Source organism: Lysobacter enzymogenes (assembly GCF_023617245.1).
In the GTDB taxonomy this organism is placed as follows: Bacteria; Pseudomonadota; Gammaproteobacteria; order Xanthomonadales; family Xanthomonadaceae; genus Lysobacter; species Lysobacter yananisis.
The window spans coordinates 535,729-562,693 of sequence record NZ_CP067396.1; the positions used below are offsets into that span (position 1 = coordinate 535,729).

Annotated in this window: 18 protein-coding genes and 1 pseudogene; 13 read left to right on the plus strand and 6 right to left on the minus strand. The window is 70.9% G+C overall.

All coding sequences use genetic code 11. The features are described 5' to 3' along the window. Positions 1-40: 40 nt before the first annotated feature. Positions 41-1,147, minus strand: a complete 1,107-nt coding sequence (locus JHW41_RS02195; protein ID WP_250448868.1) for a DMT family transporter — start codon at positions 1,145-1,147, stop codon at positions 41-43. 66 nt (positions 1,148-1,213) lie between these two features. Between JHW41_RS02195 and JHW41_RS02200 the strand changes: the two genes are divergently transcribed. Then, positions 1,214-2,158, plus strand: coding sequence for a LysR family transcriptional regulator (locus tag JHW41_RS02200; RefSeq protein WP_250448869.1), 945 nt, complete (start codon positions 1,214-1,216; stop codon positions 2,156-2,158). 105 nt (positions 2,159-2,263) lie between these two features. On the opposite strand, the gene JHW41_RS02205 is transcribed toward JHW41_RS02200, so the two are convergent. Continuing rightward, positions 2,264-3,019: a tetratricopeptide repeat protein gene (locus tag JHW41_RS02205; protein ID WP_250448870.1), complete on the minus strand. Its 756-nt coding sequence runs from the start codon at positions 3,017-3,019 to the stop codon at positions 2,264-2,266. 96 nt (positions 3,020-3,115) lie between these two features. Then, positions 3,116-3,841 (minus strand): hypothetical protein, encoded by a 726-nt coding sequence (locus JHW41_RS02210; RefSeq protein ID WP_250448871.1) that lies wholly within the window; start codon positions 3,839-3,841, stop codon positions 3,116-3,118. 147 nt (positions 3,842-3,988) lie between these two features. Between JHW41_RS02210 and ppc the strand changes: the two genes are divergently transcribed. The 6 genes and pseudogenes from ppc to JHW41_RS26230 form a co-directional block, all read left to right on the plus strand. Continuing rightward, positions 3,989-6,751: a phosphoenolpyruvate carboxylase gene (ppc, locus tag JHW41_RS02215; protein WP_250448872.1), complete on the plus strand. Its 2,763-nt coding sequence runs from the start codon at positions 3,989-3,991 to the stop codon at positions 6,749-6,751. 271 nt (positions 6,752-7,022) lie between these two features. After that, positions 7,023-7,295, plus strand: coding sequence for a metal/formaldehyde-sensitive transcriptional repressor (locus JHW41_RS02220; RefSeq protein WP_057949354.1), 273 nt, complete (start codon positions 7,023-7,025; stop codon positions 7,293-7,295). 86 nt (positions 7,296-7,381) lie between these two features. Then, positions 7,382-8,491 carry an S-(hydroxymethyl)glutathione dehydrogenase/class III alcohol dehydrogenase gene (locus tag JHW41_RS02225; RefSeq protein WP_250451352.1) on the plus strand — a complete coding sequence of 370 codons (1,110 nt, stop codon included), beginning with the start codon at positions 7,382-7,384 and terminating at the stop codon, positions 8,489-8,491. A gap of 7 nt (positions 8,492-8,498) precedes the next feature. Continuing rightward, positions 8,499-8,810 (plus strand): hypothetical protein, encoded by a 312-nt coding sequence (locus JHW41_RS02230; RefSeq protein WP_250448873.1) that lies wholly within the window; start codon positions 8,499-8,501, stop codon positions 8,808-8,810. A 10-nt stretch (positions 8,811-8,820) separates the two neighbouring features. Next, on the plus strand, positions 8,821-9,651 hold the full coding sequence (gene fghA, locus JHW41_RS02235; protein ID WP_250448874.1) for an S-formylglutathione hydrolase: 831 nt from the start codon (positions 8,821-8,823) through the stop codon (positions 9,649-9,651). A gap of 12 nt (positions 9,652-9,663) precedes the next feature. After that, positions 9,664-9,732: pseudogene (locus JHW41_RS26230) on the plus strand (DUF6053 domain-containing protein); the annotation flags it as partial. A gap of 130 nt (positions 9,733-9,862) precedes the next feature. Here JHW41_RS26230 and JHW41_RS02240 read toward each other — a convergent pair. Then, a complete protein-coding gene (locus JHW41_RS02240) occupies positions 9,863-11,011 on the minus strand; it encodes an efflux RND transporter periplasmic adaptor subunit (protein ID WP_250448875.1) in 1,149 nt (382 codons plus the stop codon). Next, positions 11,008-14,226: an efflux RND transporter permease subunit gene (locus tag JHW41_RS02245; RefSeq protein ID WP_250448876.1), complete on the minus strand. Its 3,219-nt coding sequence runs from the start codon at positions 14,224-14,226 to the stop codon at positions 11,008-11,010. Before JHW41_RS02245 ends, JHW41_RS02240 begins: the two co-directional genes overlap by 4 nt. Before the next feature lie 573 nt (positions 14,227-14,799). Here JHW41_RS02245 and JHW41_RS02250 point away from each other — a divergent pair. From JHW41_RS02250 to JHW41_RS02275, 6 genes are all read left to right on the plus strand, one after another. Further along, on the plus strand, positions 14,800-15,762 hold the full coding sequence (locus JHW41_RS02250; RefSeq protein ID WP_250448877.1) for an AraC family transcriptional regulator: 963 nt from the start codon (positions 14,800-14,802) through the stop codon (positions 15,760-15,762). A gap of 400 nt (positions 15,763-16,162) precedes the next feature. Beyond that, positions 16,163-18,598 (plus strand): S8 family serine peptidase, encoded by a 2,436-nt coding sequence (locus JHW41_RS02255; RefSeq protein WP_250448878.1) that lies wholly within the window; start codon positions 16,163-16,165, stop codon positions 18,596-18,598. Positions 18,599-19,221: 623 nt separating this feature from the next. Beyond that, positions 19,222-20,586, plus strand: a complete 1,365-nt coding sequence (locus tag JHW41_RS02260; RefSeq protein WP_250448879.1) for a hypothetical protein — start codon at positions 19,222-19,224, stop codon at positions 20,584-20,586. Between the two features lie 12 nt (positions 20,587-20,598). Continuing rightward, positions 20,599-21,102 (plus strand): hypothetical protein, encoded by a 504-nt coding sequence (locus tag JHW41_RS02265; protein WP_057949347.1) that lies wholly within the window; start codon positions 20,599-20,601, stop codon positions 21,100-21,102. Then, entirely contained in the window at positions 21,099-23,069 is a 1,971-nt protein-coding gene (locus JHW41_RS02270) for a GMC family oxidoreductase (protein ID WP_250448880.1), read from the plus strand. The genes JHW41_RS02265 and JHW41_RS02270 overlap by 4 nt, the downstream gene beginning before the upstream one ends. A gap of 605 nt (positions 23,070-23,674) precedes the next feature. Next, positions 23,675-25,888 (plus strand): S8 family serine peptidase, encoded by a 2,214-nt coding sequence (locus JHW41_RS02275; protein ID WP_250448881.1) that lies wholly within the window; start codon positions 23,675-23,677, stop codon positions 25,886-25,888. A 59-nt stretch (positions 25,889-25,947) separates the two neighbouring features. Here JHW41_RS02275 and JHW41_RS02280 read toward each other — a convergent pair whose 3' ends face one another. Continuing rightward, positions 25,948-26,925 (minus strand): helix-turn-helix transcriptional regulator, encoded by a 978-nt coding sequence (locus JHW41_RS02280; protein WP_250448882.1) that lies wholly within the window; start codon positions 26,923-26,925, stop codon positions 25,948-25,950. Positions 26,926-26,965 lie beyond the last annotated feature (40 nt).

Consider the following 26,965-nt stretch of genomic DNA (forward strand, 5'->3'; position numbering starts at 1 on the left):
CCTCCGGGGCTGGGCGACGTGGGCCTCAGGCGAGGGTGCGTCAAAGCGAACAGCCACAGCAACACCACCACCAACAACAGCAGCGACAGCAACAGCAATCAAAGCCGCGATGCTCATGCTTCATCCTGAGCACGCCCCGCTCCGTCCCAACGCCATCGCCGCGCCGCGCGCGCCCTCGACAACCGCGCCGCCGCATTCCCTCAAGGCGAAGCCCGCGCCGCCTCGCGCGCCCGCTGCGCAGCGCCACCACCGCGCCGGCGACGATCAGCGCCGCGCCGAACAGCGCCATCGGCGCGGCGACGCGGCCGAACAGCAGCCAGTCGAGCGCGGCGCTGACCGGCACCGCCACGTACATCAACGGCGCCAGGGTCGAGGCGTTGTCCATGCCGCGGTATGCCAGGTCGCGCAGCGACTGGTTGCCCAGGCTGCACGCGGTCATGCCGAGCAAGGCCAGGGTCAGCACCCACACCGGCTCGGACGCGGCGCCGCCGCCCAGCACCGTGGCCCAGGGCGTGTGCGCCGCGCCGAGCAGGGCCAGCGGCAGGCTCAGCAGCGAGGCCTGGGTGTACAGCTTGAACTGGTTGCGCAGCGGCGGTTGGCGCTGCGCGCTGCGATAGAACAGCACCTGCGACACCGCCATGGCGACGCCGCCGGTCAGCGCGACCAGGGCCAGCGGGTCCGGCGCGCGGCCGCCCGGGCGCAGCACCGCGAGCACGCCGAGAAAGCCCAGCGCCAGCCCGGCCACGGTCGCCGGCCGCAGCGGTTCGCGCAGCCACAGCCACGCCACCAGCGGGATGAACAAGGGGCCGGTGTTGTACAGCAGCACCGCCTGCAACAGGTCGCCCTGGGTCGCGGCGAACACGAAGCAGATCTGCGCGATCACCGCGCACAGCGCGCGCAGCCAGCCCAGGCGGTCGGCCAGCGACCACGCCGCACGCCAGTCCGGTCCGCGCGCGAACGCGGTCAGCACCAGCACCGGCAGGACGAAGCGGCCCCAGGTGACCAGCTCCGGCGCCAGGCCGCGGGTGTAGCGGCTGAGCACGGCGAGCAGGGCCAGGGAGACCGACGCGGCCGCCATCAGGCCGGCGCGCAGGGGCAGGGAGCGGGAGGGCGGGGCGGCCGTGGCGGTCAGCTGGGCGGAAGACATGTGGTAAATCTATCCGCAGGTTCGCTATTGAAAAATCTCGTTTATCGAGAAAGGTGGTAAGTAAAAATGACCACAGGCATCGACGCTCCGGAACCCCGCGACGCCCCGCCCGCGCGCCGGCTGCCGCCGCTGCGCGCCTTGCAGGCCTTCGCCGCGGTGGTCCGCCACGACGGCATGCGCCGCGCCGCCGAGCACCTGCACCTGAGCCACGCCGCGCTGAGCCAGCACGTCCAGCACCTGGAGGAGGCCTTCGGCCTGCGCCTGCTCGACCGCAGCGGCGGCCGCGCGCGGCCGACCCCGCTGGGGCGCGAGTTCGGCGAGGCGCTGATCGACGGCTTCGCCCGGATCGAGGCGGCGAGCGCGCGCCTGCGCCTGCGCGGCGACGAAAGCCGGCGCCTGCTGCTGGGTGCGCCGACCAGCCTCAGCGTGAGCGTGCTGTTGCCGCGGATCGAGGAGTTCTCCGCCCGCGCCGGATTCGAGTTGCAATTGATCTGCCCGGCCGGCGCCGCCGACCTCGCCCAAGCGCGCGTGCATGCGTTGCTGATGCATCGCGATCCCGGCGAACAAGGGCTGCGCGGCGAGCTGCTGTTCGAGCAGGCGCTGGTGCCGGTCGTCTCGCCCGCGCTGCACGCGCGGCTGGACCCGCAGCGCTGGTGGCTGGACCCGGTGCCCGGCGCGCGCCTGCTGCACGTGGTCAGCGAGGGCTGGCGCGAAGACTGGCCGGCCTGGTTCGGCGACGACGTCGCGGCCTGGCCGCTGCCGCAGCTGAGCCTGTCCTCGCCGATGCCGGCGATCAGCGCGGCGCTGGCCGGGCAGGGCATCGCCTTGCTGTATCCGCGGCTGATCGCGCAGCGGTTGCAACAGGGCGAGTTGAAGGCCTTGCCGCTGCCGCGCGCCGCGCCGGCCAAGCGCTTGTACCTGGCGTGGCTGCCGGAAGCCGAAGGCGCGGCGCGGCTGGGATGGGTGCGCGATTGGGTGGTGGCGTTGTTGCGCGGCGAGGAGGCGGTGTAGCGCGGCGATCGGGTGCAAGAGCGTCGGGACTGAAGTCCCTCCCACAAGAGCGTGCGGTCGTGGGAGGGACCTCAGCCCCGACGCTTTCGTTTCAGCCGGCCGCGCTCACATCGCCTGCGCGCGCTTGTCCAGTTCCTTGAGCTTGTCCAGGTCCGGCTTGTGCATCTTGCGCGCATACGCCGGCAGGCGCCGCGCCTTGGCCTGCACCTGTTCGCACAGTTCGCGCGCGCGGCCGAGTTCGCCCCAGCCGATCAGGCACTCGGCGTAGCGCGCATGCGCCTCGAAGCCGCTGCTGTAGCCGACCAGGGCTTCGAACTCTTCCTTCGCCTTGGCCCGGTCGCCCTGCGCGGCGACCGCGCGCGCATAGGCCAGGTGGCCTTCGGGCGAGCGGAAGTCGGGGCGCTTGGCGATCAGCTCGTCGAGCAACTGCCGCGCCTGCGCCGGTTCGCCGGCTTCCAGCAGCGCGTGGGCGAGCTTGACCTGGATCTGCGGATCGTCGCGATGCACGCCGCCGAGCGCGGCGCGGTACAGCGGCAGCGCGTCGCCGGCGCGGCCGGCGCCGAGCAGCGCGTCGGCCAGGCGCAGGCGGTTGTCGGTGGTGGCCGAGGTGTCGAACGCGTCCTGCGCCTCGCGCAGTTCGCGGCCCGGGTCGAGCATGCGCCGCACGTTGCCGACCAGGGCGCGGCCGTGGCGGCTGTGGCGCTGTTCCGGCAGCCAGATGGCGAAGGCGTAGACCACGCTGCCGAGCAGCGGGAACATGAACAGGATCATCAGCCAATAGCGGTCCTGGCCGCTGCGCACGGCGTGGACGGCGAAACACAGGGCGACGAGCACGTGCAGTCCGAGGCCGAAGTACGGCATGACGCGATCCTTGCGAGGCGGGCGGCGGAAAGGGCGCAAGTGTCCGGGTTTTGCGCGACCGGCGCCAGCGCCGCGGCGACGGTCGCGGACGAGCGGTCAGCGCAGGCGTTCGAAGCGGCGCACCGAGCCGTCGATACCGAACTCGATCTGGTAGCCGACGCCGCCCTGGCCGGAAATCGGGCCGGTGGACCACTGGCCGCGCTCGCCGTCGTCGCGCTCGCCGGGGCCCGGCGCGACGCGGTCGCGCTGGTCGCTGCCGGGCTCGTCGCTGCCGCGCCCGCCGCCGGGCGGCGCATCGCTGTCCGCCGCGCCATCGTCGCCGCGCCCGACGCTCCGGCGGTGGTCGCGGGTGTAGAACCACACGCCGCTGAGCCGGTCGTAGTCGGGATCGGCGAGCGCGCCGGGGACGCCGCGCGCGCGCTCGTACCAGTTCGCGCGCACCCGCGCCGCGGTGGCGAAATCGATCCGTTGCAGCGCAAGGTCGTCGTTGTTTTCGCCCAACGCGTCGCGCCACTGCGCGCAGCTGTGGCCCATCGCGTCCTCGCGCCGCCAGCGGCCCTGCCGATAACGGTAGGTGTGCAGCGTGCGCGCATCGCCCGGGTCGACGATCGCGATCTCGATGTCATCGTCGTGAAACAACGCGGCCGCATGCACTTGCGGCGCGCGCCCGGCGAACTCCGGCAACGCCGCCAGCGCGCGCTGGGCCTGGGTCAGCGCCGCGGCGTCGGCCAGCAACGGCGGCGGGCGCGAACAGCCGATCGCGACCAGCGCGAGCGCCGCGGCGACGGCGGGGCGGCAGCGGGCGAGCGCGGACGGGTGCATGGAACGGCTCCAATGCGGTTGCGGCCCAGCATGCCCGATGCCGCCGCGGCATTGGTTACCGCGGCAACTAACGCGCCCTCGCGCGGTTTGAACGGCGGCATGCTGCAATGCACAAGCCTCTGCGCTAGCCTTGGACGAATGAACGTCATGACCGACAGCAACGACGAATCCTTGCGCGCGGCCGACCCGGCCGCCGACCGCGCGGCCGATTTCGCGCCCACCGACGCCCTGCTGCGCGAGGACGTCAAAACGCTCGGCGCCCTGGTCGGCGAGATCCTCGCCGAGCAACGCGGCCAGGGCTTCCTCGACGATGTCGAGCGGCTGCGCCGCGCCGCGATCCGCCGCCGCGAGGCCGGCGAGCCGGTCGACGCGCTGGCCGCGGCGCTGGCCGATATCGACCTGGATCAGGCCGCCGATCTGGTGCGCGCGTTCGCCACGTATTTCCAGGCGGTCAACCTGGCCGAGCGCGTGCACCGCATCCGCCGCCGCCGCGATTACGAGCGCAGCGGCGCCGGCGCCCAGCCCGGCGGCCTGCGCGATTCGCTGGCGGCGCTGGCGCGGCAGGGCGTCAGCGCCGAGGAAGTGGCGGCGCTGCTGCCGCGGCTGCGGATCGAGCCGGTGTTCACCGCCCATCCCACCGAAGCGGTGCGGCGCGCGTTGCTGGAGAAGGAGCGCACCATCGTCGAATGCCTGGTCGCCGACATCGACCGCGGCCGCACCCCGGCCGAGCGCCGCGCCGACCGCGAGCGCATCCGCCTCGCGCTGACCGCGAGTTGGCAGACCGCCGAGGCGCCGGCGGCCAAGCCCAGCGTCGCCGACGAGTTCGAGCACGTCGGCTTCTATCTGTCCGACGTGCTCTACCGGGTGCTGCCGGTCTACTACGAAGTGTTCGAGGAGGCGCTGCGCGAAACCTACGGCGCGGCGCCGGCGCTGCCGGACGTGCTCGGTTTCGGCACCTGGGTCGGCGGCGACATGGACGGCAATCCCAATGTCGGCGCCGACACCGTCGCCGCCACGCTCGCCGGCCAGCGCGCGCTGGTGCTGGGCGCGTACCGGCGCGATCTGGCTTCGCTGGAAGAACTGCTGAGCCAGTCGGTGCATCGCGTACGCGTCGACGACGCGGTGCTGGCCAAGGTCGAGGACTATCGCTACCTGTTGCCCAAGGCCGCCGCGCTGCTCAAGCCGCGCCACGCCGATATGCCTTACCGCAACCTGCTGGGGCTGATGTCGGCGCGGCTGCAGGCGACGCTGGACGAAAGCGTGCACGGCTATCCCGACGCGGCCGCGTTCCTGGCCGACATCGATCTGATCGAACGCAGCCTGGCCGCGCACCAGGGCGCGCACGCCGGCGGCTTCGCGGTGCGGCGCCTGCGCCGGCGCGCGGAATGTTTCGGTTTCCACCTGGCCGGGCTCGACCTGCGCCAGGATTCGGCCACCCACGACGCCGCGTTGGCGGCGTTGCTGGACCAGCCCGAGTGGGCCGAGCTCGACGTCGCCGCGCGCGCCGCGCGCCTGCATCGCCTGCTCGACGGCGAGGCGCCGCCGGCGCGTCCGGCCGCGCCCGCGGCGCAGTCGACGCTGGAGGTGTTCCGCGCGGTCGCGCGCCTGCGCCCGCGCTTCGGCGCGCGCGCGTTCGGCCCTTACATCGTCAGCATGAGCCGCAGCGCCGCCGACGCGCTGGCGGTGCTGGCGCTGGCGCGTACCGCCGGCTGCGCCGACGACCAGGGCCGGGTGCCGCTGGACGTGGCGCCGCTGTTCGAGACCGTCGACGACCTCGACGCCGCCGCCGACACCTTGCGCGCGTTGTTCGCCGATCCGGTCTACCGCGGCCACCTGCGTGCGCGCGGCGACCGCCAGGTGGTGATGCTGGGCTATTCCGACAGCGCCAAGGACGGCGGCATGGTCGCCTCGCGCTGGGCCCTGCAGCAGACCCAGATCGCGCTGACCGCGCTGGCCGCCGACAGCGGGGTGCGCATCGCGTTCTTCCACGGTCGCGGCGGCTCGATCAGCCGCGGCGGCGGCAAGACCGAGCGCGCGGTGATCGCCGCGCCGCGCGGTTCGGTCGACGGCTACCTGCGGTTGACCGAGCAGGGCGAGGTGATCCATCGCAAGTACGGCATCCGCGCGCTGGCCCTGCGCAACCTGGAACAGACCAGCGGCGCGGTGCTGCGCGCGACCCTGCGCCCGCGCGCGCCGGAGCCGCGCGAGGCCGGCTGGCGCGGCATCGCCGGCCGGCTCGCGCTCGACGCGCGCGAACACTACCGCGCGCTGGTGCACGAAGACCCGCAGTTCCCGGCCTACTTCCGCGCCGCCACGCCGATCGACGTGATCGAACGCCTGCGCATCGGCTCGCGTCCGGCCAAGCGCGCCGGCACCGGCGACATCTCCTCGCTGCGCGCGATCCCGTGGGTGTTCGCGTGGTCGCAGAACCGCGCCGGACTGACCGCCTGGTACGGCGTCGGCACCGGCCTGGAACGCGCCCTGGCGCAGCACGGCCGCGACGCGCTGGCGGAGATGGCGCGCGACTGGCCGTTCTTCGGCACCTTGATCGACGACCTGGAAATGGTCCTGGCCAAGTCCGACCCGGCGATCTTCGAGCGCTACTCGCGCCTGGCCGAAGCGCTGCCCGAAGGCGACCTGCACGCGCGTTTCCACCCAGGCATCGCCGCCGAATTCGAACGCACCCGCGCCGCGGTGCTGGCGATCAAGGGCAGCGACGAACTGCTGCGCGGCGACCATCGCCTGCGCCAGTCGATCCGGCTGCGCAATCCGTATGTCGATCCGATCAGCCTGCTGCAGGTCGATCTGCTCGCACGCTGGCGCGCCGCCGACCGCCCCGACGATGCGTTGTTGCAGGCGTTGGTGGCGACGGTCAACGGCATTGCGGCGGGGGTGCAGAACACCGGTTGAGGGCGGCGGCCCGTGCTGCTTGGAAACGGCGCGCCTCGGCGCGCCGTTTTCGTATCCGAAGTCCCTGTAGGAGCGGCGCGAGCCGCGACCGCGAATCCGCGAGCGCCGGCGCGACCGATTGCCGGGCGTGTTGTAGCCGGGTTGCGCTGGGTGTCGCCGGCGTATGTGGTGCCGCGGTCGCGGCTTGCGCCGCTCCTACAGGAAGGCCATGCGCGATGGCGCGATCTGATACTATCCCCCAGTATCCAGCGACGCCCCACCGAAGCCCGCCATGCCGCACTCCCCCGCAGAGAAAAAACTCGTCCTCGCCCGCGTGCGCCGGATCAAGGGCCAGGCCGAGGCGCTCGAGCGCGCGCTCGAGGCCGGCAGCGAGTGCGCGGCGGTGCTGCAGCAGATCGCCGCGATCCGCGGCGCGGTCAACGGTTTGATGTCGCAGGTGCTGGAAAGCCATATCCGCGAGGAGCTCGGCCAGGCCGTGGCCGATCGCGGGCGCGAGGCCAGCATCGACGAGATCGCCGCGCTGGTGCGCTCGTACCTGAAATAACGCTTCACCACGATTTGCGCGACGCTAGCCGCGCGCTTCCGCTTCCACCTCCCGCCACCAGGAGACCATCGCCCATGAGCCGGGTCATCAAAAGCCGCGCCGCCGTCGCCTTCGCCGCCGGCGAACCGTTGAAGATCGTCGAGATCGACGTGCAGCCGCCCAAGGCCGGCGAAGTGCTGGTGCGCATCCACGCCACCGGCGTGTGCCACACCGACGCGTTCACCCTCAGCGGCGACGATCCCGAGGGCCTGTTCCCGGCCGTGCTCGGCCACGAGGGCGGCGGCGTGGTGGTCGAGGTCGGCGAGGGCGTGACCAGCCTCAAGCCGGGCGATCACGTGATCCCGCTGTACACGGCCGAATGCCGCCAGTGCAAGTTCTGCCTGTCGGGCAAGACCAACCTGTGCCAGGCGGTGCGCGCGACCCAGGGCAAGGGCCTGATGCCCGACGGCACCACCCGCTTCAGCTACGAAGGCCAGCCGATCCACCACTACATGGGCTGCAGCACCTTCAGCGAGTACACCGTGGTGCCGGAGATCTCGCTGGCCGTGGTCAATCCCGAGGCGCCGCTGGAGAAGGTCTGCCTGCTCGGTTGCGGCGTCACCACCGGCATCGGCGCGGTCCACAACACCGCCAAGGTCCAGCCCGGCGACACCGTCGCGGTGTTCGGCCTCGGCGGCATCGGCCTGGCGGTGATCCAGGGCGCGGTGCAGGCCAAGGCCGGGCGCATCATCGGCGTGGACACCAACGCGTCGAAGTTCGAACTGGCGAAGAAGATGGGCGCGACCGATTGCGTCAATCCGAAGGACCACGCGCGCCCGATCCAGGACGTGCTGGTCGAGATGACCGACGGCGGCGTCGATTTCAGCTTCGAATGCATCGGCAACGTCGAGGTGATGCGTTCGGCGCTGGAGTGCTGCCACAAGGGCTGGGGCGAGTCGGTCATCATCGGCGTGGCCGGCGCGGGCCAGGAGATCAAGACCCGTCCGTTCCAGCTGGTGACCGGGCGGGTGTGGCGCGGCACCGCGTTCGGCGGGGTCAAGGGCCGCACCCAGCTGCCGGGCATGGTCGAGCAGGCGATGAGCGGCGAGATCGACCTGGACCCGTTCATCACCCACACCCTGCCGCTGGAGCGGATCAACGAGGCCTTCGACCTGATGCACGAAGGCAAGTCGATCCGCACGGTGATCCACTTCTGAGGCGGCGATGAAGAACGTCCAGGTCGTCGACGGCGCGATCAACTGCGTCTACGACGTGTTCGCGCTCGACGATGCGGATTTCGCGTTGCTGTTCCCGCCGGGCCAGGACGTCGCCTTCATCGACGAAGTCCTCGCGCGGCATCCGCCGGCCGCGCTCGAACCGGTGTTCGAGCGTTTGTGGCGCAACCGCGTGCCCAAGCGCGAGGTCGTCGGCCTGCATGGCCTGCTGTTCTACCAACTCGACGAAAAGAAGCCGTTCTATCCGCAGCGCGTGGACGAACTGGCGGTCAATCCGAACGGATCCACGCTGCGCCGCTGAGAGAGCGAACATGGAAAAAATCGAATCCCACGGCTGCTTCGGCGGCCGCCAGCAAGTCTGGAGCCACACCGCCACCACCCTGGGCTGCACGATGCGTTTCGGCGTCTACCTGCCGCCGCAGGCCGAGAGCGCCGATTGCCCGGTGCTGTACTGGCTGTCGGGCCTGACCTGCAGCGAACAGAACTTCATCACCAAGGCCGGCGCGCAGCGGTATGCGGCCGAGCACGGGGTGATCCTGGTCGCGCCCGACACCAGTCCGCGCGGCGAGGGCATTCCCGATGCCGAGGGTTACGACCTGGGCATCGGCGCGGGCTTCTACCTCAACGCGACCCGGCCGAAGTGGGCGCAGCACTACCGCATGTACGACTACGTGGTCGACGAACTGCCGGCGCTGGTCGATGCGCATTTCCCGACCACCAGCGCGCGCGCGATCAGCGGCCATTCGATGGGCGGGCACGGCGCGTTGGTCATCGCGCTGAAGAATCCGGGGCGCTACCGCAGCGTGTCGGCGTTCTCGCCGATCGCCGCGCCGTCGCAGTCGCCGTGGGGCGAGAAGGCGTTTTCGGCGTATCTGGGCGAGGATCGCGAGGCATGGCTGGCGTGGGACGCGACCGCGCTGGTGCCGGGCGCGCAGGAGCGGTTGCCGCTGCTGATCGATCAGGGCGGCGACGATGAATTCCTGGCGAACCAGCTCAAGCCGGAGCTGTTGCGAGCGGCGTGCGAAGCGGCCGGGCATCCGCTGCAGTTGCGGCTGCGACCGGGGTACGACCACAGCTATTACTTCATCTCGAGCTTCATCGGCGAGCACCTCGCGCATCACGCCAAGGCCTTGCGCGGCTGATGCGGACGGGGTTTGCGGCTGGCCGCGACGAGCGGACACAAGAGCGTCGGGCCTGAAGGCCCTCCCACAAACGCATCGTCCCCGCGCAGGCGGGGACGAGGGTGGGGCGCGAGGCCTGTGCCGTTGTGGGTGGGCGTCCAGGCCCGATGCCTTTGGCTCGGATCGCGACGATCCGAAACGAAAGCATCGGGCTTGAAGGCCCTCCCACCGATCAGGACTTCTTGGCCGGCGGCGGCAGCGCCTTCGCGCTGACCTTGTTGCCCTCGGCCAACAACGCATTCGGCGCCAGCACCACGGTGTCGCCCGGGGCGATGCCGGTCAGCACTTCGATCTCGTTGCCGAGGTTGCGGCCCACGGTCACGTCGCGATACGTCAGCGTCGAACCCGGCGTCACCGTCGCCACCTGGGTGCCGGCGGCGCGCTGCACGACGGTCGAGACCGGCAACACCACCGCCGTCGCCGCGCGCGGCAGGTGCAGGCGGGCGCTGCCGACCATGCCCGCGGGGATGCGGCCGTCGGGGTTGGGCAGGCGCAGTTCGGTGCGCATCACACCGGCGTCGCGCGACAGCGCGCGGGCGCTGCGTGCGACTTCGGCCTGGAACACCTGACCCGGCAGTTCGGGGAAGCTCACTTCGGCCTGCAGGCCGTTGCTGATCTGCAGCGACACGTTCTGCGGCACGTCCACGACCACGCGCAGCGGGTCGAGCACCGCGACTTCGAACATCGGCACGGTGGCGGTGGCCGAATCGCCGACCACGCGGTCGCCGCGCTCGATGTTGCGCGCCACCACCACGCCGGCGAACGGCGCGCGCACCGCGGTGAAGGACTGCCGCTCCAGCGCCGAGGTCAGCCGCGCCTGGGCGGCGTTGCGCGCGGCCACGGCGACATCGAAGTTGCCCTTGCGGTCGCTGAAGTATTCCTTCGACACCGCGCCCGAGCCGATCAGTTGCTGCGCGCGCTGGTAGTTGACCTTGGCCAGTTCTTCGTCGGCGTTGGCCTGGGCGAGCACCGCGCGCGCCTCGCGCACGGCCTGGTCGATTTCCGGCGCGGAGATCGTCGCCAGCACCTGGCCGGCGCCGACCTTGTCGCCGAGCTCGGCCTTGCGTTCGCTGACGAAGCCGGTCGCGCGCGCGTACAGCGCCGCCGATTCGCCGGCCTGGGCGCGCGCCGGCAGGCTCAGGTCGTAGACCGGCTCGGCGGCCTTGGCCTTGACCGTGAGCACTTCGGGCGTGGCCGGCGCCTGCGCGGTCTCGGCTTCGCTGCGGCCGCAGCCGGTGGCGGCGAACAGCACGAGGCCGGCGACCGCGGCGCTCAGCGCGGCGCGCGGCAGGGGAGCGAGGGTACGGAGGGTGCGGTTCATGCGTTGACTCCAGCGGGGGCGCCGTCGCCCGGGGCGGCGGCGGGGAGGTTCGTGGCGGCGGCGTCTTCGTCGCCGGCCGGCTTGCGGCGGCGGCCGACGACGGCGAGGATCGAGGGCACCAGGATCAGCGTGGCCGGGGTGCCGAACAGCAGGCCGCCGATCACCGCGCGGCCCAGCGGCGCGTTCTGCTCGCCGCCGTCGCCCAGGCCGATCGCCATCGGGACGATGCCCAGGATCATCGCGCTGGCGGTCATCAGTACCGGGCGCAGGCGCACCGCGGCCGATTCGTACGCGGCCAGTTCCGGATCGTGGCCGTCGGCGATCAATCCGCGCGCGAAGCTGGTCACCAGCACCGAATTCGCGGTCGACACGCCGATCACCATCATCACGCCCATCAGCGCCGGCACGCTCAGCGGGGTGCCGGTGACGAACAGGCCGATGGCGGCGCCGGCGATGGCGATCGGCAGGCCGGACATGGCCACGGCCGGCTGGATCCACGACTGGAAGTTCACCACGAGTACCAGGAATACCAGGATCGCGGACATCACCAGGCCCGCGGCGAGTTCGCCGTAGGCGTTCTGCATCTCGCCGGCCTGGCCGACGATCTCGATGCGGTTGCCGGGCTTGAGCTGGCCATTGAGTTCCTGGGTGATCGCGCTGAGCTTGTCGTAGACCGAACCCAGGTCGGTGCCTTCGACATTGGCGATGACGCTGATGGTCGGCGCCAGCGTGGTGCGGGCGATGCTGGCCGGGACCTTGCGCGGCACCACCGTGGCGATGTTGCGCAGCAGGACCGCTTCGCCATTGGCGCCGATGCGCAGCGGCGAATTCATCAGCTGGTCGATGTCCTGCATCTGGGTCAGCGGCGCCTGCACCTGCACGGTGTAGGCGATGGCGTTGACGGTGTCGGTCCAGTACACCGGCGAGACCGTGCCGGCCGAGCCGAGTACCGCCAGCACTGCGCGCGCGGCCTGCTGCGGGTCCAGGCCGAGCTGGGCGGCGCGGGTGCGGTCGATCTTGACCTGATATTCGGGCAGATCGAGCACCTGGCGCAGCGAGATGTCGACCGCGCCGGGCACCTGATGCAGGCGCTTTTCGATCTCGCGCGCCAGCGCCATGTTGCCGGGCACGTCGCGGCCGATCAGGCGCACTTCGAACGCGGCCGCGGCGGAGCCGGCAAGGGTGCGGCTGGTCGCGTCCGGCGGACGCTCGAACAGCTTGACCTCGGGGAAACGCTCGGCGATGCGCTTGCGGATCTTGACCAGGTAGTCGTGGCTGTTGGCGTGCGGCGAGCGCAGCTGCAGCATGATCTCGGCTTCGAACGAACCGACCACGGTGCTGTCGACCAGCGACAGGTTGATCGCGTCGGGCACGCCGATCTGCTCGTACACCGTCTGCAGTTCGTTCGGCGGGATGATCGCGCGGATCTCGCGCTGGATCTCGCTGAGCTTGGCCGCGGTCTCCTCCAGGCGGGTGCCGGTCGGCAGGCGCACCTGCAGGCGCAGCTGGCCGGCGTCGACCTGCGGGAAGTATTCGCGGCCCAGCGACATCGCCGCGCCGGCGCCGAGCGCGAACACCAGCAGCGCGGCCAGGGCCAGCACGCCGCCGTGGTGGCCGAGCTTGACCAGCAGCGCGTGGTGCTTGTCGCGCAGCGAGTCGAGGCGGTGTTCGACCTTGTGGTTGACGTTGAGCAGCAGCTTTTCCGGCGCCCAGCGCGGGTTGGCGCGGCTGCGGATGTCGGCCGGCAGCAGCAGGTAGCACAGCACCGGGATCAGCGTGCGCGAGAGCAGGAACGAGGCCAGCATGGCGAAGATCACCGCCAGCGCCAGCGGAGTGAACACCCAGGCCGACAGGCCGGTCATCAGCAGGATCGGGGTGAGCACGATGCAGATGGAGATGGTCGAGACCATTTCCGGGAACACCACTTCCTTGGCGCTGTCGATGATCGCGATGCGCACGTCCTTGCCGAGCGCGATGTTGCGGTTGGTGTTCTCGACGTCGACCACCGCGTTGTCGACCAGGATGCCGATCGCCAGCGCGAGGCCGCCGAGGGTCATCACGTTGAAGGTGTAGCCGAGCAGATGCAGCATCGCGACGGACGCCAGCAGCGCCAGCGGGATCGCCGACAGCACGATCAGGCTGGAGCGCCACGAGCCGATGAACACCAGCACCACCAGCGCCACCAGCAGGCCGACCAGCACCGCTTCGTGCTCGATCGAGCCGATCGCGTTGTCGACGAACACCGACTGGTCGAAGATCGCGTGGATGCGCGTGCCCGGCGGCGCCGAGGCTTCGATCTCGGGCAGGCGCTCGCGCACCGCGCGCACGATCTCGACCGCCGAGGCGCCGCCGAGCTTGATCAGCGCCACCGACACCGCGCTGGAGCCGTCCATGCGCGCCACATTGGTCTGCAGCGCACCGCCGTCGCGGACCGAGGCGACGTCGCGCACGTAGATCACGGTGCCGGCGCGCGAGGCCACCGGGATGTCGAGGAACTCGCTGGCGGTGGCCGGGCTGGTGTCGATCGAGATCTGCATCTCGCGCGCGCCCTCGCGGATCGAACCCGACGGCAGGGTCGGGCTGCCGCGCTCCAGCGCTGCGGTCACGTCGGCCGGAGTCAGGCCGTAGGTCTGCAGCCGCGAGGGATCGAGGTCGACCATGATCTGCCGCGGCGCGCCGCCGTAGGGCAGGGTCATGCGGATGCCGGGGATGGTCTGGATCTGCGAGCGCAGCTGCAGGCGCGCGTAGTCGTAGAGTTGGGCCTCGGTCAGCGAGTCCGACGACAGCACCAACTGCAGCACCGGCGTGGAGGAGACGTTGTTGCGCACCACCAGCGGCGGCGAGGTGCCCGGCGGCATGCGCCGCAGGATCGTCTGCGAGACCGAGGTGATCTGCACCAGCGCACGGTCGAGGCTGACCGTGGGCTGGAAGTCGATGCGCACGATGCTGGCGCCGTTGAGCGTCTCCGAACGGACTTCTTTCAGGTCGTCGACGGTGTTGAGGATCGCCGCCTCGGAAAACGAGGTCATCTTGGCGGCGACGTCGGCGGCCGGCAGGCCGCTATAGGTCCACACCAGGTTGACCGAGGGGATGCCGACTTCCGGCAGGATGTCGGTCGGCATCTTGCGCGCCGACAGCACGCCGAACAGCAGGATCAGGATCGCCAGGACGCCGATGGTGTAGCGGCGGCTCAGGGCGTATTGGACTATCCACATCGTGTCAGGTTCCGACGGCTGGATGAGTGGTGCGAAGTCTCCACGCAGCGCGGCCGTCGCGCAGCCGTACCGCGTGGAATGATTCGTATGCGTGCCGCAACGCTGCGGCGGATGCGTGGCCGGCAGCCGCGGCTTCGGCGCGCGCCGACGTCGCAACTGTAGGCGGCGCGTACATACGCGAGGCTGTCGCCGCGCTGACAAATTCGTCAGGCGCGCCGCGCCGGCGATGTCGGCGGGCGGCGGCGGATCGAACGCGTGGGGGCTGGCGTGCCTCGCTGGCTGGGCGGATCGGCGGCGCTCGCGCGCCGGCCCGCCGGCGGCTCCGGGCCGGCGCGCGGGCCGCGGCCGCCGCCGTCGCGCGCGACGGGACACCGGGCCGCCGCCCACCGGACCGCCTGCGCGGGGCGCAGCTCGAACCGCTGGGGGAGCGCGATTAAGGTAGGCCCGAAAGCGCGGACGCGTTAGTACATTACTGCCGCATCCTTGCACGATCCTGCAATTCGGCCGAAGCGGCACAGTGTCAGGACAGATTCATACCGATAATCGTGTCACCCCGACCGCCCACGGGAAGCCATGAGCGCCAGCACTTCCGCCGATACCATCGCACAGCGCGGGCATTGCGCCCAGCAGGCCGAGTTGGTCGACCGGATTGCCCGATTGACGGTCGCCGGCGACGGCGTCCACGGCACCGACGTGCGCCAGCTGCACCTGATCCGGATGGACCGGCCGACCGAGTGCTCGCCGTCGGTGTACGAACCGCGGCTGTGCGTGGTCGCGCAGGGACGCAAGGTGGTGACGCTGTCCGATCGCGTCTATCACTACGACCCGCTCAACTATCTGGTGGTGTCGGTGACCTTGCCGATGATAGGGCAGGTGGTCGAGGCGACGCCGGACAAGCCTTACCTGTGCCTGCGCATCGACATCGATCCGGCCGAGATCGCGCGCCTGATCGTCGATGCCGGCCAATCGCCGCCGGGCGAGCGCTCGCGCGAGGCGCGCGACGGCGTCGGCATGGACCTGGGCCTGTACGCGGCGCGGGTCAACGCGACGCTGATGGACGCGGTGCTGCGGTTGATGCGCCTGCTCGATACGCCGCAAGACCTGCCGGTGCTGGCGCCGATGGCGCTGCGCGAGATCTTCTACCGCGTGCTGATGGGCGACCTCGGCCATCGCCTGCGCGCGCTGGCGCTCAACGACAGCCGCTCGCACCGCATCGCCAAGGCGGTGACGATGCTGCGCCAGCGTTACCTGCTGCCGCTGTGCATCGAAGACCTCGCCGACGAACTGCACATGAGCACTTCGTCGCTGCACCATCAGTTCAAGGCGGTGACCACGATGTCGCCGTTGCAGTTCCAAAAGCATCTGCGCCTGCACGAGGCGCGCCGGCTGATGATGATCGACGGCATGGAGGCGGTGGCCGCGGCGCACCGCGTCGGCTATGAGAGCCCGTCGCAGTTCTCGCGCGAATACAAGCGCCTGTTCGGCGCGCCGCCGCGCGCGGAAGTGAGCCTGGCGCGCGGCTTGCCGCTGGGCTGAAGGCGGCGCGGCGCCGAAGCCGGCGCGATCGTTTCCGACGAAACCGTTTCGTCCGCCGCGCGGTCGGCGTCGCCTGGGTTTCTTCGCGCGCGGCATGGCCGCGGCGCACGCGGCGAGCGCTGTGCTTGCAACGCACCGCCGCGCGATCACCCCAGTGCCGATTTCATGGCGATTCGTTCTTAGCGAAATTCCACCCGTGAGTGGGGGGATTTCGCATGACGCGCGTTTGACTAAGGGAGCGCGCAACAAAGCCACGGAAAGCCGAAGTTTCAGGCGCTCGAACTCCACCTACATCCTTTCTTTCGCAGGCGCGCGGCCCTGAGGCCGGACGCTGCGAGGCGGACGGCTGCGCGCAGACGCAAGGCGCGGCCGTTCGTCCCATCGAACTCGGGAACGGTCCATGAAGAAGCTTTCTCCGAACAAGTTCGCCGTGCTCGGCCTGGCCGCGGCCTGCGCCTCGGTGCTGGTGTGGTCGCGCCAGGCGCCCGCGCCGCAGGCCTCGTCGCAGGCGCCGGTGGCGGGCGATTCGAGCCGCGCGCTGGCCGCGGCGCCGCCGTCCGCGGCCGCCAGCCTGCGTCCGGTCGCCTATGCCGCGCCGACGCCGCGCAACCCCGCGCAGGCCAAGCTCGGCGGCGGCCAGTTGCTCGAAGCGGTGCAGTCCTTCGCCGCCAGTCCGGCCGCGCGCAGCGCCGGTGCGGGCGCGGGCGGTCCCGCCTCGGGCAGCGCCGCGCGCAGCGCCGCGACCGCGGCGGCGCAGATCGCCGCTCTGGAGCGCGCCGGCATCCCCGGGCGCTGGCGCGAGGGCGAGAAGGTCAAGGTCAGCGTCGGCCTGGCGCTGAGCTTCGACGAACTGCAGAACCCCAGCCTGCTCGAACGCGCCAGCCACGCGCTACGCGACACCTTGCTCGCCCAGGGCGTGCGGGCCGCCGCGATCAACGGCTCGCCCGCGCTGGAAGCGCTGGTGCCGCTGGACAAGCTGGAATGGGTCGCGGGCCTGAGCGAGGTCGCGACGGTGGGCCTGAAGGCGATCGCCGAGCCGGTCGCCTACACCGAAGGCGCGAACGCCAGCGCGCTCGATACGCTGCGCGCGTTCGGCAACTCGGCGGTGGTCGCGCAGGCGCTGCGCCGCGAACTGCGCGGCGACGGCCTGACCATCGCGATCATGGACCAGTTCGGCGACAACAACGGCCAGGTCGCGGCGCTGCAGGCCGGCGGCAACTGGCCGGCGGCGGCGCGCCTGACCAAGATCGCCAGCCCGGCCGGCGCGTTCGGCTACACGGGCGAGTCGCACGGCAACGCGGTGACCGAGATCGTCTACGACATCGCGCCGAACGCCAGCTTCCGCGCCTACGACGTCTCCGGCAGCGACGCGGCCTGGGTGTCGGGCGTGCAGAACGCGGCCAACCTCAACGCCCAGAACGTGCCGCAGGGCGAGCCGCGCGCGCAGGTGATCACCGCCTCGCTGGGCTTCAACTATCCGTTCTCGCCGGGCGACGGCAGCACCAGCAACAGCGAGTTCAAGGGGTTGTACGACGCCATCGCCGCCGCCGCGGCCAACGGCGCGATCGTGCTCAACGCCGCCGGCAACCACGGCCAGCATTACTGGGACGGCGACAGCACCGCCGGCGCCGGCGCCAACGTCTATCAGAACTTCGGCGCCGCCAACCTCAATCCCGACGGCACCGCCCGGCCGTCCAACGTGATGGTGTTGCTGCCGACCAGCGGCGTGCTGGGCCAGCCCGCGGCGCAGGCGCAGTGCACGCCGGTGGGGTTAAGCGAACCGAGCGCGTCGACCTGGTCGCTGTTCGCCGCCATGGGTTGGAACGACTGGCAGAGCGCGACCAACGCCACCGACGCCGACTACCGACTGGAGCTGGTGCGCTGGCGCGACGCGGTGACCCAGCGCGTGTTCGATTGGTCGACCTGGACCTGGATCAACCCGACGCCGGCCGGTTGGGTGCAGGTGGCCTCGTCGGACGCCGCGCAGAACGGCGGCGCCGGCCAGCGCCCGATCGAACTGGTCAACTACAAGCCGCCGCAGGCCGACTCGACCGCGCTGTGCAACAACGCGTTCGCGGGCGCGCCGAACATCCGCGGCGGCATCTTCGGCGTGCGCATCCTGCGCAAGACCGCCGGCGCGGCCAACTTCCTGCGCATCATGGGCAGCAAGGCGATCGATCCGGAGTTCCGCTCCAACGAACGCTCGCTGTTGCCGCCGTCGGATTCGGCCAGCGCGATCACGGTGGCGGCGATCAACGCCGCGACTTCGGCGCTGGAGGCCTACAGCTCGCGCGGCCCGGTGCTCGCCGCCGGCGGCGCGCGTCCGGCCGGACAGGCCGCGGGCAACGCCAAGCCCGACCTGGCCAGCTTCGCGGTGGTCAGCACCGAGTCCAGCGCCGGCTTCAACGGCACCTCGGCGGCGGCGCCGCACGCCGCGGCGCTGGCCTTGCTCGGCCTGCAGCACCAGCGCCAGCTCACCGACGCGACCGTGCCCGCGGCGTTGCCGGCCAACGCCACCGCGGCGCAGAAGGCGCAGCGCGAGACCGAACTGCGCCAGCGCCGCGTCGATCTCGCCGACCTGACCTACGACTCGCTGGTCAGGGTCGCCGCAACCGGCGGCAACGACCTCGGCGCGGCCGGCTTCGACAGCAGCTTCGGCAACGGCCGGCTCAAGTTCCACGCCCAGTCGGCGGCCTGCCTGCTGGCGTCGACCTACGACGCCCGCTACCGCGCCTTGCTGCCGGTGCAGGCGCAGGGCCAGAAGAGCTACGACACGCTGGCGCAGGAGAACAGCGTGGCCTGCGCGGCGGCAGCGGCGGCGGCCGTCGCGCGCTGAGCACCGCAGCGGCGCGGACCCGTGCCGGGGCCGCGCCGTAGGGTCGGCGGCCCGCATCGTGCGCATGCGGCGCGGGTCGCACCCGGGGCGCCGGACTTCGGTCCGGCGCTTTTTTCGTTCGGCGTGGAGGTGGCGTCGGGCCGCGCATGAGCGGCCACGCCGAATCCGCGAGTCGGCGTCGCGAACCTCTGCGCGCTCCCGCCTGGTTCGGACGGGCATCGCCGTCGCTGGGGCGAGCGCGCTCGCGCCGCGTCGATCCGCGCCTGTCCGCGCAAATCCGCGCTGCGACGCAACAGCGCTCACTCACGCTCACATCGGCGCCGCCGCCGCCGAGGCGCGGGCCGCATCGCCCCACAGGTTCATACGCAATCGCGTCCGCGCCGAGGACAAACGCGCCGGACGAGTTCGCGCTTGCGCGCCGCGCGCGGCTTTTGCTTGGCGCATCGCACTTTCGCCCGGCGCGCGCGGCTAGCGTGCGTTCCCGACGCGAAGCAGCCCGCGCTATGCCAGCCAGCCGACGTCGCCACGACCGCGCAGCGCGCGGCCGCGCGCACTGGCCCGGGCCGTCTCGCCGCGAAGCGGAAGCCTCCGCTTCGCTCATCGAGGAGCCAGGGGAGCAGGACATGCCGCAGACCTTCCATACCTTCGCCGCCGGCGCGCGCGCGCCGGCGCTGCCGCTGCTGGCGGCGGCGCTGACGCTCGCGCTGGCCGCCTGCGGCGACGGCAACGTCAAGCCCGAGGCCGCCGCCCAGGCCACTGCGCAACAGCGGTGGAACGACGGGCCGCCGCCGCCGCCGCTGAGCCCGACCATTCCGCAGGACGTCAGCGTGCCGCAGGCCAATCCCGACCTGCAGGACCTGCAGGACGATTTCGACCTGCTGTCGTGGCAGTCCTTCGTCGCGGTGAACTGGCCGGCCGGGCCCGACGGCAATCCCAAGCCCGGCGCGACCATCGGCCCGGACGTGCCGACGGTGTGGGAGAACTGGAAGGAAAGCCGCGAGATCTTCCTGCCCGGCGGCGCGACTCCGCCGCCGTGGGGCCAGGACACCCCGCCGCCGGCGGTGTGCAAGGGCCTGGGCGATGCGACCTTGCGCCTGACCCAGGTCGGCAAGACCCCCAACGTGCTCGACGAAAGCGGCGAGCCGTTCGAGACCGGCCCGTTGATCGACCAGAACGGCCAGTACGTGCGCTTCGCGATCCTGACCAACCGCGACATGTTCGACAACATCGTCGCCAACGGCCTGTACAGCACGGCCGGGCAGAAGAAGTTCGGCAAGCCCGCGAACTTCGCCCTGCCCAAGGGCTCGCCCAAGGTCGGCGCGATCATGATCAAGTCGGCGTGGAAGGTGCTCGGCGCCAACGACAACGCCGCCCGCTTCCACACCGCCAAGGCGCTGGTCTACACCAATCCCGACGAGAACGAGGGCGTGCAGGCGGCGTGCAAGCTGCAGACGATGGGCCTGGTCGGCCTGCACATCGCGCACAAGACCCAGAGCGCGCCGCAGTGGGTGTGGTCGACCTTCGAGCACGTGGACAACGTGCCGACCCAGGGCGAGCCGATCGACAAGCCGCGCTACAACTTCTTCGACAAGAACTGCACCACCTGCCAGGTCAACCAGCCGCCGCCGCGGCCGTGGAATCCCAACAACCCGCACACCGTGCCGACCCAGGTAATGCGCGAGATTCCGCTGACCGACTCGACCAAGCGGCTCAACGCGACCTACCAGGCGCTGTTGCAGAAGAACTATCCGGGCACGGTCTGGGCCAACTACGAGCTGATCAGCACGCAGTGGCCGACCAAGGCCAACAACCCGATCGACCCGACCGGCAATCCCGCGCCGAGCTTCCTCGCCAACGCCACCTTGGAAACCTACATCCAGGGCCGGGTGCCGCAGGCCTCGTCGAGCTGCATGGCCTGCCACAACAACGCGACCATGAACAGCCAACTGCCTTCGGATTTCACCTACCTGCTGCAGCGCGCGCAATAAGGGGACAGCGACATGGTGTTCGACTACATGGATTACTTCGTCAGCATGAGCGTCGGCCTGACCGGCTTCGCCAGCGAGGCGATCGCGCCGGAAATCGATCCGGTCGGAATCAAGGCCGTCTACCTGCAGGCGTTCGACGAGAAACTGCCCGACGGCATGGCCGAGCAGATCCTGCAGCGCTACAAGGCGCTGTTCGATGCGGCCGGCGGCAAGCCGGGCAACGAGGAGCAACTCGTCGGCCAGATGCTCGCCGGCAGCGGCACCTCGCCCGCGCAGATATTGGCGATGCGGCAACTGATCTTCCTGTGGTACGCCGGCGCGTGGCCGACCGTGCAGTACGACAACAGTCCCTCGCGCGGGCAGACCTTCAGCAGCGTGATCTCCGCCGAGAGCTACACCCAGGGCCTGGTGTGGCGGGTGATGCAATCGCATCCGATGGGCAGCTCGACCTACAACTACGGTTACTGGGCTGCAGACCCGCCGCCGCTGTCGGCCTATCTGGAGAATCCGGTATGAGCATCGTCACCCCTCCCGGCGGCTTCGACGTGGTGATCGTGGGCTCGGGCATCTCCGGTTCGATCATCGCCTACCAGCTCGGCAAGGCCGGCAAGAAAGTGCTGATCCTCGAAGGCGGGCCGCCGGTGCCCAAGAGCCGCGAGGACTACATGCAGACCTTCTTCACCGCCGACGCCAAGACCCCGGAGTCGCCGTACCCACCGACCACCCAGGGCGCGAGCGGTACCGACAACCCGCTCGGCCAGCCCGACCCGGCCACGCTCAACACGCCGCGCTACACGGTGCTGCAGATCAATGCCTGGCAGGACCCGAAGCAGTGCTATTTCGTCTACGGGCCGCAGGCGGCGACCTCGGCCAGCGACCCGCAGATGACCTTCGCCTTCGGCAGTTCCTACGAACGCGTTGCGGGCGGCACCACCTGGCATTGGCTGGGTACCTCGCTGATGCACCTGCCCAACGATTTCCAGCTCAAGACCAAGTACGGCCAGGGCGTGGACTGGCCCGGAGGCGCGAACTTCTACACCCAGCTGCTGCCGTACTATCGCGCCGCGACCGAAGTGATCGGCGTGTCCAGCGACCGCGATCCGATGGTCGACCTGTACAAGACCTTCAACGTGCAGCCCAACGGCGTGTACGGGCCGGACTACGATTTCCCGATGCCGGGCATCGTGCCTTCGACCAACGACGCGCTGTACCAGCAGAACGTGACCGCGCTGAAGATCGACGGCATCCCGCTGTTCGTGACGCCGACGCCGCAGGGGCGCAACTCGCGTCCGGGCAAGCGCCGCCAGTGCGCCGGCAACACCAACTGCATTCCGATCTGCCCGATCCAGGCCAAGTACGACGGCACCGTGACCCTGGCCCAGGCGTTGCAGACCGGCAACGTGCAGATCCAGTACCAGAGCGTGGCCAGCAACATCCGCCTGAAGGGCAACCAGGTCAGCGGCATCGATTACCTCAGCTACGACACCCAGACCGGCCCGTCCACCGGCGGCGGCACCGCGGTGGGCAAGCGCTACGTGCTGGCCGCGCACGCGATCGAGACGCCCAAGCTGTTGCTGATGTCCAAAGGCAACCCCGGCTATCCCAACGGCGTGGCCAACAGCTCCGACCAGGTCGGGCGCAACCTCATGGACCACGTGATGTACCTGGCCTGGGGCCTGGCCAAGAAACCGGTGTATGCCTATCGCGGGCCGCTGGCGACGTCCGGCATCGAGGCCGCGCGCGACGGCGCGTTCCGCAGCCAGCGTGCGGCCTACCGCATCGAGATCGGCAACGAGGGCTGGAACTGGGCGGCCAACGATCCCAACACCACGCTCGCGGATTTCGTGTTCGGGCAGAACAACAGCCAGCTCAACGGCGACTCGGTCAACGCGCAGGGAACCGCGTTGCGGTTCGACCCGACTTTGCCGGCGTACAGCCAGCTGTTCGGTTCCAAGCTGGCGACGACGCTCAACGACGTCTACATCCGGCAACTGCGCCTGGGCTACCTGATCGAGCAGGTGCCCGATCCCGACAACCGGGTGACCTTGTCGAGCCAGTACAAGGACCGCCTCGGCCTGCCGCGGCCGCAGGTGACCTACCGCATCCGCGAGGACTACGTGCGCAACGCCTTCGTTTCGGCCAAGCAGGCGTCCACGCAGATCTTCAAGGCGCTGGGCGCGACCGAGTACACCCGCGAACCGCAGAACGCGCAGCTCAGCGGGCCCAAGGCCTCGGCCACGACCTTCCGCTACCAGGGGCAGAACTTCATCTTCTACGGCGCCGGCCACATCATCGGCACCTACCGCATGGGCAGCAGCCCCAGCGATTCGGTGCTCAACGCGCGCCAGCAATCCTGGGACCACGACAATCTGTACATGGTCGGCAGCGGCGTGTTCCCGACCACCGCGACCGCGAACCCGACCCTGACCATCGCCGCGCTGGCGCTGCAGGCGGCGGACAACCTGCTGCACGATCTGGGCTGAGAAGCGAAGGTTGCGAATGACGACGGCGCCCGGCGACGGGCGCCGTCGGTGTTTGCGCGACGGCCCCGATGCCGATGCCGCGACCGCCAGTGTCGGCGTTTTCGCGGTTGCGTCGTCGCGGCGCATTGCGCCGCTCGAGGGCGATTGTCGCGATGAATCAGACGAGTATCAGTGGGGAAATGCGATGTAGTTCGCGTTTTAATCCTTGAACTCGTCGGCAATCGGTCGCTGCCGATGGGTTCGCACTCCAGGCCGGCCATCTCGCGGCCGGCATCGTTCCGACGGCGTCCGCGGTGCGCGGCGTCGCCCCTGCCGGATACTTATCGATGAAACCTCTCCCTACTGCGCGCCTGTGCGCGCTGGCCGCGGCGTGCGCGTGCGCGCTGTGGCTTGCTTCGCCGCTATCGCCGCTATCGCCCTTATCGGCGCCATCGCCGCATGCCGACGCATCGCCGCCTTCACCGTCGGTCCATGCCCGACCGTCGCCCGCGCACCACGCGCTTGCGCACGGGTTCTCCCGCGCGGCCGTATTCCCGGGCGAAGCCGCGCCCGAACCGCGCAACGCGGCCCAGGCCAAGCTCGGTCGCGGGCAACTGCTGCACGCGTTGCAATGGTTCGAGCAGCGCCGTCGCGGCTCGGGCGCGCGCGCCGCCGACGCCGCGCTGCAGATCGCCGCGCTCGACCGGGTCGGGCTGCCGCCGTCGCATCGCGACGGCGAGAACGTCATGGTCGGCATCGACTTGGCGTTGCGGTACGACGCCGTCGTCGAGCCGGTCGCGCTCGCCCGCGCGAGCGCGGCGCTGCAGCGGCGCCTCGACGCCGCAGGCTTGCGCGCATACGCCGTCCCGGGCTCGCCGGCGCTGCTGGCGGCGGTGCCGTTGGCGCGGCTGGAATGGCTGGCCGGCCTGGACGCGGTGGCCGCGATCCGGTTGGCGCCGCAGGCCAGCGCCGCCACCGTCAGCGCAGGCGTCGCGGCGAGCGGCGCCGAACTCCTGCGCGGGTTCGGCGAGGCCGAGCGCATTCCCGAAGCGGTGCGCCGCCGGCTCGACGGCGCCGGCCTGACCGTCGCGGTGATCGACAGTTTCGGCCGGTCGCGGGCGGCCTCGTTGCGCGAGGCCGGAGAATGGCCGGCGGCGGCGGATACGGTGGAAATTCCGGCCAACGGGCGCATCTTCGGCCATGCCGAGTCCTCGCACGGCAATTCGGTGACCGAGATCGTCTACGACTTCGCGCCGGGCGCGAAGTACCGCTTGTACGACGTCGGCGACCTGGACGACGAAGACGCGCCGTTCTCGTTGATCAACTGGACCCGCGCGATCCAGGACGCGGCCAATCTGGATGCGAACAACCAGCGCCTCGGGCCGCCGCGCGCGCAAGTGATCAACACCTCGTTGGGCGAGATCGGCAGCGCGCCCGGCGACGGCACCGGGGGCGCCGGCGAGGCGCAGGGCCTGTACCAGGCCATCGACGCGGCCCGCGCCAACGGCGTGGTGACGATCGTCGCGGCGGGCAATTCCGCTCATTCCTATTGGGACGGGCAGGCCACCGCGGGCGCGGCCGCTCCGGTGGCGCAGGACTTCGACCCGGACGACGGCGGCGCGGCGGCGCCGGTAGAGGTCAATGTGCTGCGCCTGAGTCCGCTGCTGCGCAGCGATGACGATGCGGAACTCGCCAACTGCGTTCCGTTCTATGCCGACCCGGAGCTCGGCGCCCTGCATCTATTCCAACTGAGCCTGACCTGGAGCGATTGGCCAACGCGCTGGAGCAACGCCGCCAGCGATTACCGTCTGCAGCTGGTGCGCTGGACCGATGGCAGGAGCGATCGACGCGACGGCGAGCGCATCGTCGCGCAGCCGGCGGGTTGGACGGTGGTGGCGCAAGCCGACGCCCCGCAGGACGGCAGGCCGGGCGCGCTGCCGACCGAACGCCTGTCCTACGCCGCGTCGGCGGCCGACCACACCCGGCGCTGCGACGCGGTGGTGGCGAATGCGCCCCCCGGGAGCGTTTCCGGCGCCGGCATCTTCGGCGTGCGGATCGTGCGCAAGACGCCGTCGGCCGGGCATTTCCTGCGCCTGTTCCTCAGTACGGTGCACGAACTGGAGCATGGGGTCATGGCGCGATCGCTGGACTCGCCGGCCGACTCGCCGCAAGTGTTGACGGTGGGAGCGACGTCGATGATCGATTTCATCGACGCCAGCTACAGCTCGCGCGGACCGGTGCTCGGTCCGGGCGGCGTCCTGCCCGTGGCGCCGTCGTCCGCGCCCAAACCCGACCTGACCAGCTACACCATGGTCGCCACGCGCGGCGGCTACATGGACGGCACCTCCGCCGCCGCGCCGCACGCGGCCGGACTGGCGGCGCTGGCGCTGCAGCATCACCGGCAAGTGGCCATGATCGAAGCGCGCAAGGCGGCGCAGCGGCCGGCGGCGACACTGGGTTGGCACGCGGCGCTGGCGGAAACCAGCCTGACCGGCGTCATGCGCCCGGACGCGACGCCGTCGCAACGCCAGGCCCTGGCTCAGGTGCAACTGGACCGGCGCCTGGCCCTGGCCGACGCGACCGAACGCACTCTCAAGGCGGTGGCCGGCGCGCGCGGAAACCGCATGAGCGCGGAGCCCGTCGACAACGTCCACGGCTATGGATTGCTGCGGTTCGACGACCGTTCGCCGTCGTGCTTCTTCGCCCAGATGTACGCCGCCGATGCGAACGCGCGCGCGTGGCTGGTGCCGCAGTACCTGCAATACGCGCCGCTGCCGCCGGGCGAAGCCGCCTACGACGAGTTGCACGCGACGTATCTGGCCGATTGCGCCGGCGATTGAGGCGGCGTCCTGGCCGGGCCTGCGGGCCCGGCCTCCCGCGCGCTCGGGCAGCCGCGGCCTCAGCCGGCCTGCGCGTCGAGTCCGCGCAACAGCCGCTGCGCCACCTCGCGCAGCTGCGCCACCCGCTCGGCGCCGTCGATCAACTCGAACTCGACCCCGGTCAGCGCCAGCAGCGCCAGGATTTCCTCGGCGCTGTCGCCGCGCACATGCAGCAGGCTGTTGCCCTCGTCGATGTGCTCGAGCACGCCGCACCACGGCGGCAGGGTCGGGGCGAGGGCCTCGGCGCTGCCGCGCAGGCGCACGCGCAGGCCTTCGCCGGTCATCACCTGGCTGATCGAGCGCTGCACGTAGGCGGCCACGTCCTCGGGGAACTTGCGCGGCACGAAGCCGCCGCCGCAGCGCAGGCCGCGGATGCGGTCGGCGCGGAACAGCCGCCAGTCGTCGCGGCTGCGGTCCCAGGCCAGCAGGTACCAGCGCCGGCCGCTGTTGACCAGGCGCAGCGGTTCGATGGTGCGTTGGCTGGCGCGGCCGCCGCGGTCGTTGTAGTCCAGTTCCAGCAGCCGATGGTCGCGGCAGGCGCCGGCCAGTTCGGTCAGGGTGTCGACATCGGGGCTTTCCTGGTTCTGGCCCAGGCTCAGGGTCACCGAGTACAGCGCGCCGACCCGGCGCCGCAGCCGCGCCGGCAGCAGTTGGTCGAGCTTGCCGAGCAGGCCGACCGCGGTGTCCTCGATCCGCGCCACGCTGCTGGCGGCGCTGCGCAGCGCCACCACCATCGCCACCGCCTCGTCGTCGTCGAGCAGCAGCGGCGGCAGGCTGGCGCCGGCGGCGAGCCGGTAGCCGCCGCCGACCCCGGCCGAGGCCTGCACCGGATAGCCCAGTTCGCGCAGCCGGTCGACGTCGCGGCGCACCGTGCGCGCGTCCACCTCCAGGCGTTCGCACAACTCCGCCCCGGTCCAGTGGCGGCGCGATTGCAGCAGCGACAGCAGTCGCAGCAGGCGGGTCGAGGTCTTGAGCATGGGGCCCAGTGTAGAACCCATTGAGGACATATCCTGTCCTCAAAGCGGGGTAATCTGGCTG